Origin of the sequence: Niveibacterium sp. 24ML (genome assembly GCF_026586805.1) — a bacterium.
GTDB lineage: Bacteria > Pseudomonadota > Gammaproteobacteria > Burkholderiales > Rhodocyclaceae > Niveibacterium.
Map to the genome: position 1 here is coordinate 115,706 of NZ_JAPFHA010000013.1, position 15,264 is coordinate 130,969.

The following is a 15,264-nucleotide window of genomic DNA, read 5'->3' on the forward strand; positions in this document are numbered from 1 at the left end:
CGATGGCACGCCCAGACCCCTCGGAAGGGTTCCGACCGTGGCCCGGCGTCGGTGGGAGGAGAGAAACGACGCTCAAGCGCCCGCGCGAAAGCTTTTGTTGTTCAGGTGCGCGGGGTGGGTGTTCCGTTTGGAACAGTTGTTTGAAGTCTACGCCGCAGGGGTTGTGAGCACAACTAAGTACTTAACCCAGTGTCGCGGGCAACTAGAATCCTGCCGCGAAGTCGAATCACGGCGCGCCGGTGCCGTGAAAAGCTGAGTGCAACTTCGGGAGACACGCGATGGATGACCGCCTCAAAGCCGCAGCACTCGAGTATCACCGCGCCGGAAGGCCCGGAAAGATTGCCGTTACGCCGACCAAGGCGCTCACCAACCAGCAGGATCTCTCGCTCGCCTATTCGCCGGGCGTTGCCGCCGCATGCGATGCAATCGTCGATGACCCGGCGCAGGCCAGTACGCTGACCGCGCGTGGCAATCTGATCGGTGTCGTGACCAATGGCACGGCCGTGCTGGGGCTCGGCAACATCGGGCCGCTTGCCGCAAAGCCGGTGATGGAAGGCAAGGCGGTCTTGTTCAAGAAGTTCGCAGGCATCGATGTGTTCGACCTGGAGTTCTCGCAGGCGGATCCGGACAAGCTCATCGAGACCATTGCCTCGCTCGAGCCGACCTTCGGCGGCATCAACCTTGAAGACATCAAGGCGCCCGAGTGCTTCTACATCGAGCGCGAACTGCGCAAGCGGATGAGCATTCCGGTCTTCCACGATGACCAGCACGGTACCGCGATCGTGGTGGGGGCCGCGTTGCTCAACGGCTTGCACCTGCTCGGCAAGGATCTGTCGAAGATCAAGCTGGTGACTTCCGGCGCGGGGGCCGCGGCGCTGGCCTGCCTTGATCTGCTGGTGATGCTCGGGATTCCGGTCGAGAACATCTGGGTGACTGATATCGAGGGTGTCGTCTACCAGGGGCGCACGGTGTTGATGGACCCGGTGAAAGACCGCTTCGCCAAGGACACTTCGGCGCGCACCTTGGCGGATGTGATCGTGGGGGCAGATGTCTTTCTTGGCTTGTCTGCCGGCGGCGTGCTCAAGCCCGAGATGGTGGCAAAGATGGCGCCCAACCCGGTGATTCTGGCCTTGGCGAACCCGACACCGGAGATCCTCCCCGAGCAGGTGAAGGCGGTGCGGCAAGACGCAATCATTGCCACCGGTCGCTCCGACTACCCGAACCAGGTCAACAACGTGCTGTGCTTCCCGTTCATCTTCCGCGGGGCGCTGGACGTGGGGGCCACCACGATTACCGATGAGATGAAGCTGGCGGCCGTGCGCGCGATTGCCGAACTCACCCGCGCCGAGCATAGCGACATCGTGGCGGCCGCCTACGGTGAGCAGGTTGCCGGTTTCGGGCCCGAGTACATCATCCCCAAGCCATTCGATCCACGCCTGATCGTCAAGATTGCCCCGGCGGTCGCGCAAGCCGCGATGGAGTCAGGCGTTGCAACGCGGCCGATCAGCGATTGGGACGCGTATCGCCAGAGCTTGAACAACTTCGTCTGGCAGTCTGGCTTGATCATGAAGCCGGTGTTTGCGGCGGCCAAGCGGGCGCCGAAACGGATCATCTTTGCTGAAGGCGAATCCGAGCGTGTTTTGCGCGCGGTGCAGACGGTGGTCGACGAAGGGCTTGTGCGGCCGATCCTGATCGGGCGGCCAGACGTGATTGCCCGCTACATCGAACGATTCGGGTTGCGGCTGCGGCCGGAGCTCGACTTCGAACTGGTCAACCAGGACGACGATCCGCGCTACCGCGAGCTGTGGACCAGCTACCACGCGCTGATGGAGCGGCGTGGCGTATCGGTCGAGTTCGCACGGCGCGAGGTGCGGCGACGCGCCACCCTGATCGGCGCCCTGATGCTCAAGTTCGGCTACGCCGATGGCCTGATCTGCGGCACATCCGGCATGCATCAACTGCACCTGAAGTTCATCGAGAATGTCCTGGGCCGCGCCGAGGGGGTGGGCAGTTGCTACGCGATGAACCTGCTGGCGCTGCCGGGCCGCACGGTTTTCTTGTGCGACACGTATGTGAACTACGACCCGACGGTCGAGCAACTGGTTGAAATGACCTGGCTGGCGGCCGAAGAGGTGCGCCGTTTTGGCATCCAGCCGCGCGTGGCGCTGCTGTCCCATTCAAGTTTCGGTACCGACGACACGCCCACCGCCGAGAAAATGCGCAAGGCCCTCGCGCTGCTGCATGAGCGGCATCCGGGCTTGGCGGTTGAGGGCGAAATGCATGGTGATGCGGCGCTTGATGCGGCTGTCCGGCTGCAGGTCTTCCCCAACGCGCGCATGCGCGATGATGCCAACCTGCTCATCTTCCCGACACTCGACGCCGCCAACATTGCGTTCAACCTGCTCAAGACGGCGGCGGGCGATGGCATGACGGTCGGGCCGATTCTGCTGGGTTCGGCCAAGCCGGTGCATATCCTGACCCCCACCGCGACGGTGCGGCGCATCGTCAACATGACGGCGCTAACGGTGGTTGAGGCCGGGCAGCTGCGCGGCAAGTGAGCGGCGGCGCGCATCGCGCTAAAGCTTGCGGGGCCGAATGCCGCAAATCCTGTCTGAAAAGGCAAGAGGGGGCGGCATGGACGATCGGGCGGCACTGGTTCTGACCGGGGGCGGCGCAAGGGCCGCTTACCAGGTGGGCGTGCTGTGGGCTGTTCGCGAGCTCTGGGGGCGCCGGGCAGAGAATCCTTTTCCGATTCTTTGCGGCACCTCGGCGGGCGCCATCAATGCGGTGGCGCTGGCCTCGCACTGCCAGCACTTTGATCAGAGCGTGCGGCGCCTGGCGTGGATCTGGCGCCACTTTCACGCCCACCACATCTATCGGTCCGACACGCTCTCGGTCACCAAGTCGGCGCTCGCCTGGGGCGGCACGCTGCTGTGGGGCTGGCTGCTCAAGCGTGGCCCGCGCTCCTTGCTCGACAACGCGCCGTTGCGGGCGCTCCTGAATGAGAAGGTCGACTTCGCCGGCATCGGCCGGGCGATCGAAAGCGGCGCGCTCTACGCCGTGAGTGCAACCTGCTCGGGTTACGCAACCGGTGAGAGCCTCACCTTCTACGAGGCGGCTGAAAGTGTCCGGCCCTGGCGCAGGGCGGCGCGCGTCGGCGTGCCCACACGTCTGAACGCCGAGCATCTGCTCGCGTCCAGCGCCATCCCGTTCGTGTTTCCGGCGATCCGTATCAACCGCGAGTACTTCGGCGATGGTTCCATGCGCCAGCTCGCACCGGTGTCGCCAGCGGTGCATATGGGCGCGACCCGGATTCTCGTGATCGGCGCCGGCCGCGCGAAGGACGAGACCCGCCGTTCCCGCGGCGACAGTTACCCTTCGCCTGCGCAGATCGCCGGCCACGCACTGTCGTCGATCTTTCTCGACAGCCTCGCGGTGGATCTGGAACGGCTCGCGCGCATCAACAGCACGGTCGACAAGATTCCGCCGCAATTGCGCGAAGAACTGGGGATCGGACTCAAGCCGATCGAAACATTGGCGATATCGCCGTCCGAACGGCTGGATCATCTGGCCGCACGGCACTTCAAGGCCCTGCCTCTGCCGATGCGCGTGATGCTCAGAGGCGTGGGCGCGGGCAGTCGTTCGGGCTCTGCGGTGCTGTCGTACCTCTTGTTCGAGCAGTCCTACACGCGAGCATTGATCGACCTGGGTTACCGCGATGCAATGATGCGGCGTGCAGAATTGATCCAGTTCCTGCGGCTGGATCCGGCAACGGTGAAGGCGAGCTACCGCCCCCGTCGCAGCGGATTCGGCGCCATGACGGCGGAGCAAGATGCTGAGATCGAATCTGAAATTGGCGCGCTATCTGCTTAATTCAGCTTGAGTTTTTGTTAGAATCGACGTATCAATGAAGTAGTCCGGTCTTGTTGCCGGCCGGATCGGGGAAGCATGAAAACATCGAAGCTCATTACCGCGTTGCTGGCTGCCGCCGTGCTCGCTTCGTCGCCAGCGATGGCTGCGACCAAAGAGGCTTCGTCAAAGGCTCAGTCGCGCAAGGCAGAGCCCAAGTCTGCAGCCAAGCCGAGCGCGAAAACAAAGAAGGTTGCGAGCAAGACTTCGAGCGCCAAGGCTGCTTCGGCCAAGCGCACGTCGGCCAAGGCCAGCCCGGCAAAGGCGCGTTCGATGTCGCGCGGGGCCATGGTCAAGACCTCGGCCAAATCCTCATCCATGAAGCGCGAAACTGCCGCGCGCGCCTTGTATCGTGATACGAAGTCAGCGAAGGCTGCGCCCTTGCGGATCGTCAATGAAGTGGATCGGGACGGGAACCCGTTGCTGATGTCCAATGCCTTCATCGTGCAGGAAGTCGGTTCGGGCAAGGTGCTGCTCGAACGCAATGCCACTTCGGTGCTGCCGATTGCATCGATCACCAAGCTGATGACGGCCATGGTGGTGCTCGACGCGAAGCTTTCGTTGTCCGAGCCGCTGACGATCACCGAAGACGACACCGACAAGCTCAAGTTCACCAGCTCGCGCCTGATTGTGGGCACCACGATGACGCGCGAGGAACTGATTCACCTTGCGCTGATGTCGTCCGAGAACCGTGCCGCCGCCGCACTGGGCCGCAACTATCCGGGTGGCATCGAGGCTTTCATTGCAGCAATGAATCAGAAGGCTGCGTCGCTGGGGCTGGTTGAAACTACCTTCCACGATTCCACCGGGCTGAATCCGCACAACGTTTCATCGGCGCGCGATCTGGCCCGCATGGTGACCGCGGCGACCCACTATCCGCTGATTCGTGAGTTTTCGACCGACGATGAAGAGATCGTCGACGTGCGTGGGCGTGCGCAGACCTTCCGCAACACCAACGGGCTGGTCAAGAGTCCCGACTGGCAGATCGGCTTGTCAAAGACGGGCTTCATCAATGAAGCCGGGCGTTGCCTTGTGATGCAGGCCTGGCTGGCCGACAAGCCGATGGTGATCGTGTTGCTCGATTCGGTTGGAAAGTTCACCCGCGTGGCCGACGCGCAGCGCATCAAGCGCTGGATCGAAGGTGCGGTATCGCATCAGGCCCAATTGGTGGGGCGGGTGCCGGCGGGCTGACACCTGCCCATCGCCAAGAAAAAAGCGCGCCGTGGCGCGCTTTTTGTTTTGTTTTCGTGTGTGCTCAGCGGCGGCCAGGCGGGACGCTTCGCCCAAGCGAATCCGGTTTGACATAGCCCAGGGTGGCCGAAATCTCTTCGGCCGTTTCAAGCACGAGCGGAGCCCAGTCGGGGTTGAAGCGGTCGGCTGGTGTGGACAGTGACAGCCCGGCCACCAGTTCGCCCGAGTCGTCGCGGATCCCCGATGCGATGCAGCGCACTCCGTTCTCGACTTCATCCATGTCGTAGGCGACGGCGTGCCGGCGGACGCGCTCCAGCTCTTTTTCCAGCGCGGGGATCGTCGTGATCGAACTGGAAGTGGAGGGCGGCAGGCCGGTGCGGCGCGCGTAGTCTGCAACGCGTTCGGCGGATTCTTCGGCGAGGAAGAGTTTGCCGGTGGCGGTGGTGTGCAGGGGCGCGCGGGCGCCGACGATATGCACCACACGGACAGCCGAGCGGCCGCTTGAGGTGCGCTCGACGTAAACGATGTCATCGCCATCGCGCATGCCCAGGTTCACGCTCTCGCCGGTGGCAAGGTGCAACTTCTGCATCGCGCTCACGGCGGTTTCTCGCACCGAGATTCTCGACTTCACGACATTGCCCAGTTGCAACAGGCGAATGCCGAGTCGGTAGACCCCGGCATCAACACGTTCGACGAATCCGCGCGAGGTCATCGCGCCAAGGATTCGGTGCGCGGTCGACGGGTGCAACCCGGTCTCCGCGGCCAGTTGTTTGAGCGGAATCGGCTCTGCGTGCTTTGCCAGCGTGTCGAGCAGGGTCATCATTCGCTCGATCACCTGAATGGATGAGGCTTTAGGTTCTTCGGTGGCCAAAATGGAGGCATTCATTAAGCAGGTGAGGTGCGCATCATATCGCATTGCGAAATGTTTCGCGCTATGAAATGAGCGCTGCGCAGCTGAGTGCGCGCGCGTGTTGAGTAAGTTGGGCTGTTCTGATCCATGGGAGTGAGGTTTTGATGTCGATGCGCCAGGTGGTTTCGCTTGAATCTGCGTCCTTGTCGGTGACGATTCCGCGCCCGAATGCGCCGCATGTGTGGGTGGACCATGCGCGTACGGCGCCGGGCGAAGTGGTCGAGCGCCTGCAGGGCGCCGAGGTTGCGCTGATCAACAAGTGCCGGCTCGACGCCGCGGTGCTCGATCAATTGCCCGCGCTGCGGATGATCTCGGTCTGCGCAACCGGCACCGACAACGTTGACCTCGCCGCGTGTCGTGCGCGCGGCATCATTGTGAGCAACGTCCGTGACTATGCGGTGAACGCGGTGCCCGAACACGCGCTGATGCTGATGATGGCGCTGCGGCGCCAGCTCATGGCCTATGTCGATGATGTGCGCAGCGGGCGCTGGTGCGCGGCGCCGACGTTCGGCCTCTTTGATCGGCCGGTGGCGGATCTTCACGGCGCCAGCCTGGCGATTGTCGGCTTCGGTGGCTTGGGCGCAGGGCTTGCACGCCTGGCCGAAGCCTTGGGCATGACCGTGCTCAAGGCCGAGCGCAAGGGCGTTGCGAGCGCGCGCGAGGGCTATCTTCCCTTCACGGACGCGCTGGCCCGTGCAGATGTGGTTTCGCTGCATTGCCCGCTGACGGCGGAGACGCGGCACTTGATGGGCGCCGCCGAATTTGCACGGATGCAGCCGCATGCAGTGCTGATCAACACCGCGCGCGGCGGGTTGATTGACGAGCTTGCGCTGGCACATGCGCTGCGGAGTGGGCAAATAGCCGGTGCCGCGCTCGACGTGCTCTCGCAAGAGCCGCCGCCGCGCGATCATCCGCTGCTTGCGCCGGACATCCCGAACCTGATCATCACGCCACACATGGCCTGGGCTTCGCAGTCCGCCGTTCAGCGCCTAGCGGACAGCGCCGTGGCACATATCGAGGCCTACCTGCGCGGCGCGCCGGTCAGCCGGGTGGCATGATGCCGCGCGGCGCCAGCGCTGACTGGCATGGAGCTTGCGCAATCGTGTGCTGAGATCTTGCGCAGCGTCGGCCGCCCTGTAGTCGCTGGGGTCGGGATCAATACCTGGCGTGGGGTCTACGACAATCCGCTTGAGTTTCTTGTCTGTACCCGGCCAAAGCGCCGCCCTGCAAGACGCCCTTGCGGCGTCAAGGCGCGTAAGCCCGCTGGCGTGACAGAGGGCCAGCGAGGGCTGCTGGCCTACATGGCGCGCCCGGGGGCCGGGCTGGGCGAGCGGAGAATGCTGAGCGAGTGATGGTGGCGCTGATCGGCGTTGCCCCGGATGCAGATCGCGTTTGGGGCCGCGGGTGGGCCCTTTCAATGTTCCTTCTGATGGGAGTGAGTTGTGAGTAATCCGATCGCAGGCGTGCGCCTGCTCAAGGTGGCTGCAGTAACGATGGGGGCGGTGCTCCCCGGCGTCGCGCTGGCGGCAGACGGCATTCTGATCGGCCCGGTGCCGTTCGATTTCGTGCTGTTCGCGCTGACCCTGCTGGGCGTTGCGCTGTTTCACGACCACACGCTCAAGGTGGCGGTGACCGGCTTGCTGGTGATCGTGGCCTATAAGCTCGGCTTCACCGGCTTCAAGCATGGCGACGGTTTCGGCGGTCTTGGCATGCACTTCGCGCATGAGTGGGTGACGCTGGCAAACCTGTTTCTGTTGCTGACCGGCTTTGCGCTGCTGGCACGCCACTTCGAGAAGACCCGCGTGCCGGTGGTGCTCCCGGCCATCCTTCCGGACGACTGGAAGGGCGGTTTTGTCATGCTGATCATGGTGTTCGTGATCTCAAGCTTTCTCGACAACATTGCCGCTGCGCTGATTGGCGGCGCGATGGCGCACCAGATCTTCCGCGGGCGCGTGCACGTTGGCTATCTGGCCGGCATCGTGGCGGCGTCGAATGCGGGCGGTTCCGGTTCGGTGGTGGGCGATACCACCACGACGATGATGTGGATTGCTGGCGTGGCCCCGGCCGATGTCTTGCATGCCTATGTGGCTGCGATCGTCGCCTTGGTGGTGTGCGGGATTCCCGCCGCGATCATTCAGCAACGCTATTCGCCCATCATCAAGCATGTGCATCAGCGCACACATATCGACTGGCTGCGCACTGGAATCGTCGGTGGTATCCTGGCGGCCGCAATCATTGCCAACGTGCTCGCGAACGTCAGTTTCCCCGGGCTCGCTGATGCGGTGCCGGTGATCGGTATTGCGGTCTGGCTGGTGCTCTTGCTTACCAGCGGCTTGCGGCGGCCCGACTGGGAGATCATGCCCGAAACGATTAAGGGAACGATCTTCCTACTCTCGCTCGTCGGTTGCGCCTCGCTGATGCCGGTTGAGCGCTTGCCGCTGGCGTCCTGGCAGTCCGCGTTTGGTCTGGGCTTTGTGTCGGCGGTTTTTGACAACATTCCGCTGACTGCGCTGGCGCTTCGCCAGGGCGGCTACGACTGGGGTGTGCTGGCCTACGCGGTTGGTTTTGGTGGGTCGATGCTGTGGTTTGGGTCGTCAGCAGGGGTGGCGCTGGCAAGCCAGTTTCCGCAGGCCCGCTCGGTGGGCGCCTGGTTGCGCCACGGCTGGTATGTGGCCCTGGCCTATGTGGTGGGCTTTGCGGTGATGATGGCGGTGGTTGGGTGGCACCCCCATGCGCCGCACAAGGCCGCCGCACCGGCCGTCGCCGGCGCGCAGCACTGATCGCTCAGGCGTCGGTCTGGGTGATGAAGGCTCGCGTTTGCGGGCCTTCTTCCGCATCGCTGGTGACGCAGTTGCTGGCGGTGCTGCGCCGAAGCGCGTGGTGAGCGCGGTCGGCCAGCTGCGCGAACGACAGCTCGTTGCGCGCGCGGGTGGCCACCTGCACGCTGAGTGTGTAGGCAACCCCGCATTCCGTCGCGGACGCCGTTTCGGCGCGGATCCGCAGTCTCTCGGCCACTTGCGCGCCGCCGTCCAGTGCGGTGTCAGGCAGCACCGCGCAGAACTCGCGCTGGCCGAGGCGGCCAAACAGGTCTTGCCGCTGCAAGGTGGCGGCGGCAAGCTCGGCCAGGTGTTTGAATGCGCGCTCGTCGCCATGCGGGGCGCTTTGCCCGTTCAGCGCATTCGATTGGTCAACGCGAATCAGCAGCGCACATAGCGGGCGCTCGCGTCGTTGCGCCCGTGCCAGCTCCCGCTGCCCAAGTTCAAGCAAGGTGCGGCGGTTATAGACGCCCGTCTGCGCATCGAGGGTCGCCAGCCGATGCGTCAGCTCGCCTTCACGTTCCTGGTGCGCCAGCACAATTGCAAAGCTGCTCACAAGCAGCGACGCGATCAGCAGCAAGCCGTGCGTGAGATTCAGTTCTGCCGCGATGCCTGAGAGTGAGGGTTCGATCGCCGCGTAGGTCCGCAGGCTGAAAGTGATGACGCCAAGCGCCATGCCGCCTGCAAGCACGATGCGGGTCCGCTGCGAAACCCCCTGGGCGGGTTGCAATGCGGCAACCACCGATGCCAGGTAGAGCCCGGTGCCGAACACCGATCCGAGAATCAGGCGCGATTCCAGGTCGTGCGGTTGCATGGTCTGGGCAATCACCAGTGCGCCGACTGGCAGTGCCATCAGCACGATCGGTGCATGGCGGCCGCCGAGCGACAAAAGCGCCGAGAAGTGCGCCATCAAGGCGCTTGCAACGAGCAGATTGGTCGCCGCGATCATGAACACCGAGGGTGACTCGCCCTGCAGCAGCGATCCGAGCACGCCCAAGCCCAGCATGACCATGCCGGCAAGCCAGAGCTGGAGTGTTTCAGATTTGCGCAGGCTCTCGCGCAGGAAGAGCAGGCCAGCGGCCAGGCTTGCGATGGTGGTCAGCACCGCGAGCATGATGGTTGCGCCATCAAAGCTCATCCCGGCCCCCTTCCTGTTCGACCCGGTTACGGCCATTTTGCTTTGCGCGGGCGAGTGCAGCCTCTGCGCGGTCGATCAGCGCGCTGGCGTCTCGTTCGCCGGCATTGAGCTCGGCGATGCCGATGCTCACCGTAAACTGCACACGATCCGGCCCGACCGGCGCTTCATTGCAGCGCGCCCGGATCCGTTCTGCCAGCGTGATCGCGCCGTCCTGCGATGTGTCGGCCAGCAGCACCGCGAACTCCTCAGCGCCGTAGCGGGCACACAGATCCTGCCCTCGCAGCGTCGCGGTCAGCACCTGCGCGACGTGTTGCAGCACCCGATCGCCGGCAAGCGAGCCGAAGCGCGTGTTGATTTCGTGGAAGTGGTCAGGGTCGATCATCAGCACCGAAACGCTTTGCCCGCCTCGCTCAGCGCGCAGGATTTCACGCGCGGCCTGCTGCACGAAACTGCGCTGGTTGAACAACTCGGTCAGGCGGTCGCGCGTCGAAAGAAGCTCTGCAGCAATCCGGTTGCGTTCGCGGTGCAGCATCGCAATGCCTAGGTTGCCAAGAATCAGATTGGCGTGATTGAGCAGGAAGGCAAAGGCGTTGATTGGCTCGCTGACGGCCAGATCCGGCAGCCGTTCGGGGGCGAGCAGCAATTCCCCGAAGCGCAGCAGCGTTGAGGCGCTGCCCAGCAGAAAGCTGGCGATCACCAACAGGCGGTATCGCTGGTCGCCCTCGTTGGTGGGGCGCCACAGTGGCCAGGCACAGAGCAACAACTGCGCGGCAAGGATCAGGTTGCTTGCGAGGGCACGACTGATGAAGTCGTCCATCCACAGCACATGCTGCACGCCCAGCAGGATCGGGGGTAGAACGAGGGCGATTCGCGGAATGGGGCGCTTGACGAACTGCGCCATCGACGCCGCGAAAAGCGAAAAGGCGGCCGACAGTGCGACGATCGACGCGACGATAGCCCAGGGCACGGGGGGGCGCAGCGCCATCCAGGTAAACAGCGCCATGGCCACGGATTGGCAGAGCAGCGCAGCGATCCAGCTCGCCTGCCCGTCCTGCAGTCGGCCGGCACGAATGGCAAACACCGTCGCCGCGATGACCAGGCTGTCAAGACAGAGGATGGCGAACAGTGTCGGTACGTCGATCATTCACGCTTCAGGCGGGTGGGGGCTGGTGCGTGCGCTGATGCGCCTCGCTCGCCAAGTATGCCCAGTAAACCGGCACCGCGACCAGCCCTGCACGGCCGCGTGACGATTCGCGGGGCTGGAACCCGTCCCGTATCAGGTCGTGAAGGGCCCGCGATGGATGCGATCAAGACAACGATGGTGCGGCGCAGGGGGGCGGGGCGCTGCTCGGCCGAGTCTGATCGGCCGAACACGTGTGGGCAACAGCGCGGGCGGCTACTGGCGTCGATGGCTTTGCCGCCGGGCCCGTTTCCTTCTTTCAGTGGTTGGCGGTGCCGCCCAGGCGAAGCGAGAGCCTTTCGAGCAGGCGCAGGTGCTCGAACTCTTCAAGGATCATGCCTTCGGCAAGTTCCCGCACGGCAGCGTCTGGCGAGGTCAGGCTGACGTTCTGGTAGAAGCTCAGTGCGCGCCGTTCGGCGTTCATCGCAACTTCCACCGCGCCGCGTGGGTCCAGCGATTCGAACGCGATCTCCGTGCCGTCGGGCGTGATGCTCGTCGAAGGCGCGCTCATGGCGAGCGCGTCGCCAAGGCGGAAGCCGTCTGCGCAGCGTTCAAGCTCTTGCGCGTGCCCCGCCTCCTGGCGGGCGATCTCACGGAACAACTCGGCGGTTTCGGTGTTCCCCAGCGCCTCCATCCGCTCGGCGAAGCCGCTGTAGGTGCTTATGGCTTCGCGCTCGATCGCGATGGCGAATGAATAGAACTCGGACACAGAACGAATCTGACGAAGGCTCATCGGTCACTCCCCTGCGTGCAGACCCGCACGCTCCACGCTCAATCTAGCCCTCGCGCGAGCGCATGCAAGCGACATGGGTCAACTTGCCGGCGCCGGATTGCTTGGTGTTTACCCCAATTCGGTGCAGGGGTGGCGGCGATGACGCATCACCGCTTCGGGGCGGGGAGGGGGCTGGACGCTGCGCCAGAACACGGTGCAGCCATGCCGACTTGCGCGGGCGATGTGCCCCCGCCCAGGGCCGGTGTTTGCCCATGGAATCCCGCGACCTGGCCGGGCCGACGCGCGGGCGTACCTTATTGCAGTAGGCCGTGAGATAATCCGCGCGTAGCACGCCGGGCCGCTCGTCAATGCCGTCCGGCGTTTCCCATTTCTGCAGGAGATTTCCCCATGACCGAACCGATCACCACCGCCAGCGGCCTTGTCATTGAAGATACCGTGTTCGGCACCGGCGCCGAAGCCAAGAGCGGCCGAACGGTCGTGGTGCACTACACCGGCTGGCTGACCGACGGCACCAAGTTCGATTCCAGCAAGGACCGTAACGACCCGTTCAGCTTCCCGCTTGGCCGCGGCTATGTGATCCGTGGTTGGGACGAAGGCGTTGAAGGCATGAAGGTGGGCGGTGCGCGCAAACTGACGATTCCGCCGCAACTGGGTTACGGCGAGCGGGGCGCAGGTGGCGTGATTCCGCCCAACGCAACGCTTGTGTTTGAAGTTGAACTGCTGGAAATCGCGTGAGTCGCCCCGACAAGCCCAAGGCGGCCAGGCCTTCGCTGACGGGTACGCGGTCCGGCCCGCGTGCGCGCGCGGTGTTCGAACGCGCGATGACCACGCGGCGTGATGCGCCGCAGGATGCGCGCGACTCGTCCGGCCGTGGCCGCGACGATGGCCGTACCCGCGACGGCGACACCAACGCCGGCAGTGGATGGAGCGATCGCGCGCGCGCCCCGCAAGCCGATAACCGCGGCCCGCGCCGCGAATATCGTGACGACGACATCCGCCGCCCGGCACGCGACGATTTCCGCCGCCCCGATTCAGGCCCGCGCCGTGACGATAGTGGCCGCCCGCGTTTCGAGCGCGATGCGCGTGGCGAATATCCGCGTGGCTCGCGGGATGGCGATCGGCCGCGCTATCAGGGTGATCGCCCGCGTTACGACAACGACCGCCCGCGCCAGCAAGGCGAGCGCGCAGAGGGCGACCGCCCGCGCTATCAGGGCGACCGGCCCCGCTACGAAGGCGACCGCCCGCGTGGCGACGCCCCGGCGCGCCGCGAGGGTGGCTTCAACCGCGACGATCGCCCGCGACGCGAAGGCAGCTTCAATCGAGATGAGCGGCCCCGCGGCTGGGGCGGTTCCAGTCGAGATGACGGTGCCCGACGCGATGGCGGCTACGCCCGCGATGATCGCCCCGCGCGCGATGCAGGCTATCAGCGTGAAGACCGCCCCCGGCGCGAGGGCAACTTCGCCCGTGACGAGCGGCCGCGTAGTGGTGGCGGGTTCGACCGGGGCCCGCGCCCCGAGGGCAATGCATATTCGCGTGACGATCGCCCGCGGCGTGATGCGGGATTCGCGCGCGACGAGCGTCCGCGGCGGGAAGGTGGCTTCAATCGCGACGATCGTCCGCGCAACGAAGGCGCGTTCGCTCGTGGCGACGCGCCGCGCCGCGACGGCGCCTATTCCCGCGACGAGCGCCCCTACAACCGCGATGGGGCGCCCCGCCGTGAAGGCGCTTACGCCCGTGATGTTGCGCCGCGCGACGAGCGCCGCGCGCCGCAAGCTGATCGGCCCGCCCGCCCGGCGTGGGGCGATCGGCCGCCACGGCCGGCAGGCGAGCGGGGTCGTTACCCTCAGCCGCCGCGCGATCTGGGCGCCGCACCGCGCACTCGCCGCCATGAAGAAGATGACGACGAGGACGATGACGAGCTTCTGCCGCAGGGCGTGCGCATCTCCAAGCTGATGGCGGCGCGGGGCATCTGCTCGCGGCGCGAGGCCGACGAGTACATCGAGCGCGGTTGGGTCCTGGTTAATGGTGAGCGGGTCAAGGAATTGGGCCGCCGAGCCGAGCCGGACGCAAAGATCACCCTAACGGCTGAGGCGCAGCGCCTGCAGGGCACGCGCGCGACAATCCTGATGCACAAACCGGTGGGCTTCGTGTCGGGCCAGCCCGAAGACGACTACCCGCCGGCGATGTCACTGGTGACGCTGGGCAGCCAGCATCGCCCGGATGGTGGCCCCTTGCTCAAGCCTGAGCATTTCAGGGGCCTCGCGCCCGCCGGCCGGCTCGATATTGATTCCACCGGCCTGCTGGTCCTGACGCAGGACGGGCGGGTGGCACGGCAGTTGATCGGTGACGATTCCACGGTCGAGAAGGAATACCTCGTGCGGGTTGAGGGCAGCCTGAGCGATGAAGGCCTGGCGCTGCTGAACCATGGCCTGGAGCTGGACGACAAGGCCTTGCGGCCAGCTCGGGTTGAGTGGATCAATGAAGACCAGCTGCGTTTCGTGCTGAAGGAAGGCCGCAAGCGGCAAATCCGGCGCATGTGTGAGCTGGTCGGTCTGCGGGTCACTGGTCTCAAACGCATCCGGATCGGCAAGGTGATGCTGGGCGATCTGCCGCTTGGTCAGTGGCGCTTCCTGCGCGACGACGAGTCCTTCGAGTAATCGCGCGCTGCATCGTGCAGATCAAGGCCCGGCGGGGACAGCCGCCGGGCCTTTTTTATGCCGATTGCAATTGGCAACAATCCCGTATTGGACCAATCTGCGGAATATGGAAAAATCACCCATATTGATCATGAGTTTTCGGAGTTTTGTATGAACGCACGATGGATCGCCTTGCTGCTGGGCCTGACCTTGAGCGCGGTGGCGCAAGCGAATGATGCACAGACCGCAATTGGTGGTGGATTGGGCGCGGCAGCAGGGACGGCGGTCGGCAACTCGGTGGGTGGCAAGACCGGCGAGTTGTTTGGTGGCGCGATTGGCGGCGCGCTTGGCGCAGGCGCCCTCTCGAACGAACGTGGCCGTACCGGTGCGATGATTGGCGGTGCTTTGGGCGGCGCGTCGGGCGCGGCAGTCGGGCGTTCAGCGGGAGGCAAGACGGGCGCTGTAGTGGGCGCAGGGGTTGGCGGTGCGGCAGGAGCGGTGATTGGCAAGAACGTCAGCGAACCGAAAAGCAGCTCGCGTTATGTGAGAAACGATTACCAGTGCGGCGGCCCCTACGGCCACTGCAAGAATAAACACAAGCACAAGCATCGCAAGCACGGTCACGATTGGGACGATTGAGCTTCACGCCAGAATTAAAAGGCCCGCGTCAGGCGTAATGCCAGTCAGTTAAGCCCGTAGGCCCGCTGATCCGGTAAAAAGGGAACGTGTTGAACACGTTCCCTTTTTGCTT

13 protein-coding genes are annotated in these 15,264 nt (G+C 64.8%); 8 read left to right on the forward strand and 5 right to left on the reverse strand.

Annotated elements, in window-relative coordinates; genetic code table 11:
- Window positions 1-278 precede the first annotated feature (278 nt).
- Together OPU71_RS12730 and OPU71_RS12735 are read left to right on the forward strand one after the other, a co-directional pair.
- On the forward strand, window positions 279-2,558 hold the full coding sequence (locus OPU71_RS12730) for an NADP-dependent malic enzyme (protein ID WP_267728367.1): 2,280 nt from the start codon (window positions 279-281) through the stop codon (window positions 2,556-2,558).
- A 76-nt stretch (window positions 2,559-2,634) separates the two neighbouring features.
- A complete protein-coding gene (locus OPU71_RS12735; protein WP_267728368.1) occupies window positions 2,635-3,873 on the forward strand; it encodes a patatin-like phospholipase family protein in 1,239 nt (412 codons plus the stop codon).
- 170 nt (window positions 3,874-4,043) lie between these two features.
- Here OPU71_RS12735 and OPU71_RS21245 read toward each other — a convergent pair whose 3' ends face one another.
- Window positions 4,044-4,229 (reverse strand): hypothetical protein, encoded by a 186-nt coding sequence (locus OPU71_RS21245; RefSeq protein ID WP_324256062.1) that lies wholly within the window; start codon window positions 4,227-4,229, stop codon window positions 4,044-4,046.
- Between OPU71_RS21245 and pbpG the strand changes: the two genes are divergently transcribed.
- Window positions 4,228-5,100 (forward strand): D-alanyl-D-alanine endopeptidase, encoded by an 873-nt coding sequence (gene pbpG / locus OPU71_RS12740; RefSeq protein ID WP_324256063.1) that lies wholly within the window; start codon window positions 4,228-4,230, stop codon window positions 5,098-5,100. The genes OPU71_RS21245 and pbpG overlap by 2 nt on opposite strands.
- Before the next feature lie 64 nt (window positions 5,101-5,164).
- On the opposite strand, the gene OPU71_RS12745 is transcribed toward pbpG, so the two are convergent.
- A complete protein-coding gene (locus tag OPU71_RS12745) occupies window positions 5,165-5,923 on the reverse strand; it encodes an IclR family transcriptional regulator (RefSeq protein ID WP_267728384.1) in 759 nt (252 codons plus the stop codon).
- 191 nt (window positions 5,924-6,114) lie between these two features.
- Here OPU71_RS12745 and OPU71_RS12750 point away from each other — a divergent pair, with 191 nt between their 5' ends.
- Window positions 6,115-7,068, forward strand: coding sequence for a D-2-hydroxyacid dehydrogenase (locus OPU71_RS12750; protein ID WP_267728371.1), 954 nt, complete (start codon window positions 6,115-6,117; stop codon window positions 7,066-7,068).
- Between the two features lie 384 nt (window positions 7,069-7,452).
- Complete coding sequence (locus OPU71_RS12755; RefSeq protein ID WP_267728372.1) at window positions 7,453-8,790, forward strand: citrate transporter; 1,338 nt, start codon at window positions 7,453-7,455, stop codon at window positions 8,788-8,790.
- Between the two features lie 4 nt (window positions 8,791-8,794).
- Here the strand turns inward: OPU71_RS12755 and OPU71_RS12760 are convergent, their stop codons facing one another.
- The 3 genes from OPU71_RS12760 to OPU71_RS12770 all read right to left on the reverse strand — a co-directional run bounded on the left by OPU71_RS12760 (window position 8,795) and on the right by OPU71_RS12770 (window position 11,877).
- Entirely contained in the window at window positions 8,795-9,964 is a 1,170-nt protein-coding gene (locus OPU71_RS12760) for a GGDEF domain-containing protein (RefSeq protein WP_267728373.1), read from the reverse strand.
- Window positions 9,954-11,108 carry a sensor domain-containing diguanylate cyclase gene (locus OPU71_RS12765; protein ID WP_267728374.1) on the reverse strand — a complete coding sequence of 385 codons (1,155 nt, stop codon included), beginning with the start codon at window positions 11,106-11,108 and terminating at the stop codon, window positions 9,954-9,956. Before OPU71_RS12765 ends, OPU71_RS12760 begins: the two co-directional genes overlap by 11 nt.
- Before the next feature lie 295 nt (window positions 11,109-11,403).
- Window positions 11,404-11,877: a ferritin-like domain-containing protein gene (locus OPU71_RS12770; protein ID WP_267728376.1), complete on the reverse strand. Its 474-nt coding sequence runs from the start codon at window positions 11,875-11,877 to the stop codon at window positions 11,404-11,406.
- A gap of 387 nt (window positions 11,878-12,264) precedes the next feature.
- Here OPU71_RS12770 and OPU71_RS12775 point away from each other — a divergent pair, with 387 nt between their 5' ends.
- The 3 genes from OPU71_RS12775 to OPU71_RS12785 are packed head-to-tail and all read left to right on the forward strand — an operon-like array spanning window position 12,265 to window position 15,152.
- The gene (locus OPU71_RS12775) at window positions 12,265-12,612 is read left to right on the forward strand and encodes an FKBP-type peptidyl-prolyl cis-trans isomerase (RefSeq protein WP_267728377.1); all 348 of its coding nucleotides are present in this window, start codon (window positions 12,265-12,267) and stop codon (window positions 12,610-12,612) included.
- Window positions 12,609-14,534, forward strand: a complete 1,926-nt coding sequence (locus OPU71_RS12780; protein WP_267728378.1) for a pseudouridine synthase — start codon at window positions 12,609-12,611, stop codon at window positions 14,532-14,534. The genes OPU71_RS12775 and OPU71_RS12780 overlap by 4 nt, the downstream gene beginning before the upstream one ends.
- A gap of 57 nt (window positions 14,535-14,591) precedes the next feature.
- Window positions 14,592-15,152: a glycine zipper domain-containing protein gene (locus tag OPU71_RS12785; RefSeq protein ID WP_267728379.1), complete on the forward strand. Its 561-nt coding sequence runs from the start codon at window positions 14,592-14,594 to the stop codon at window positions 15,150-15,152.
- The last annotated feature ends 112 nt before the right edge of the window (window positions 15,153-15,264 follow it).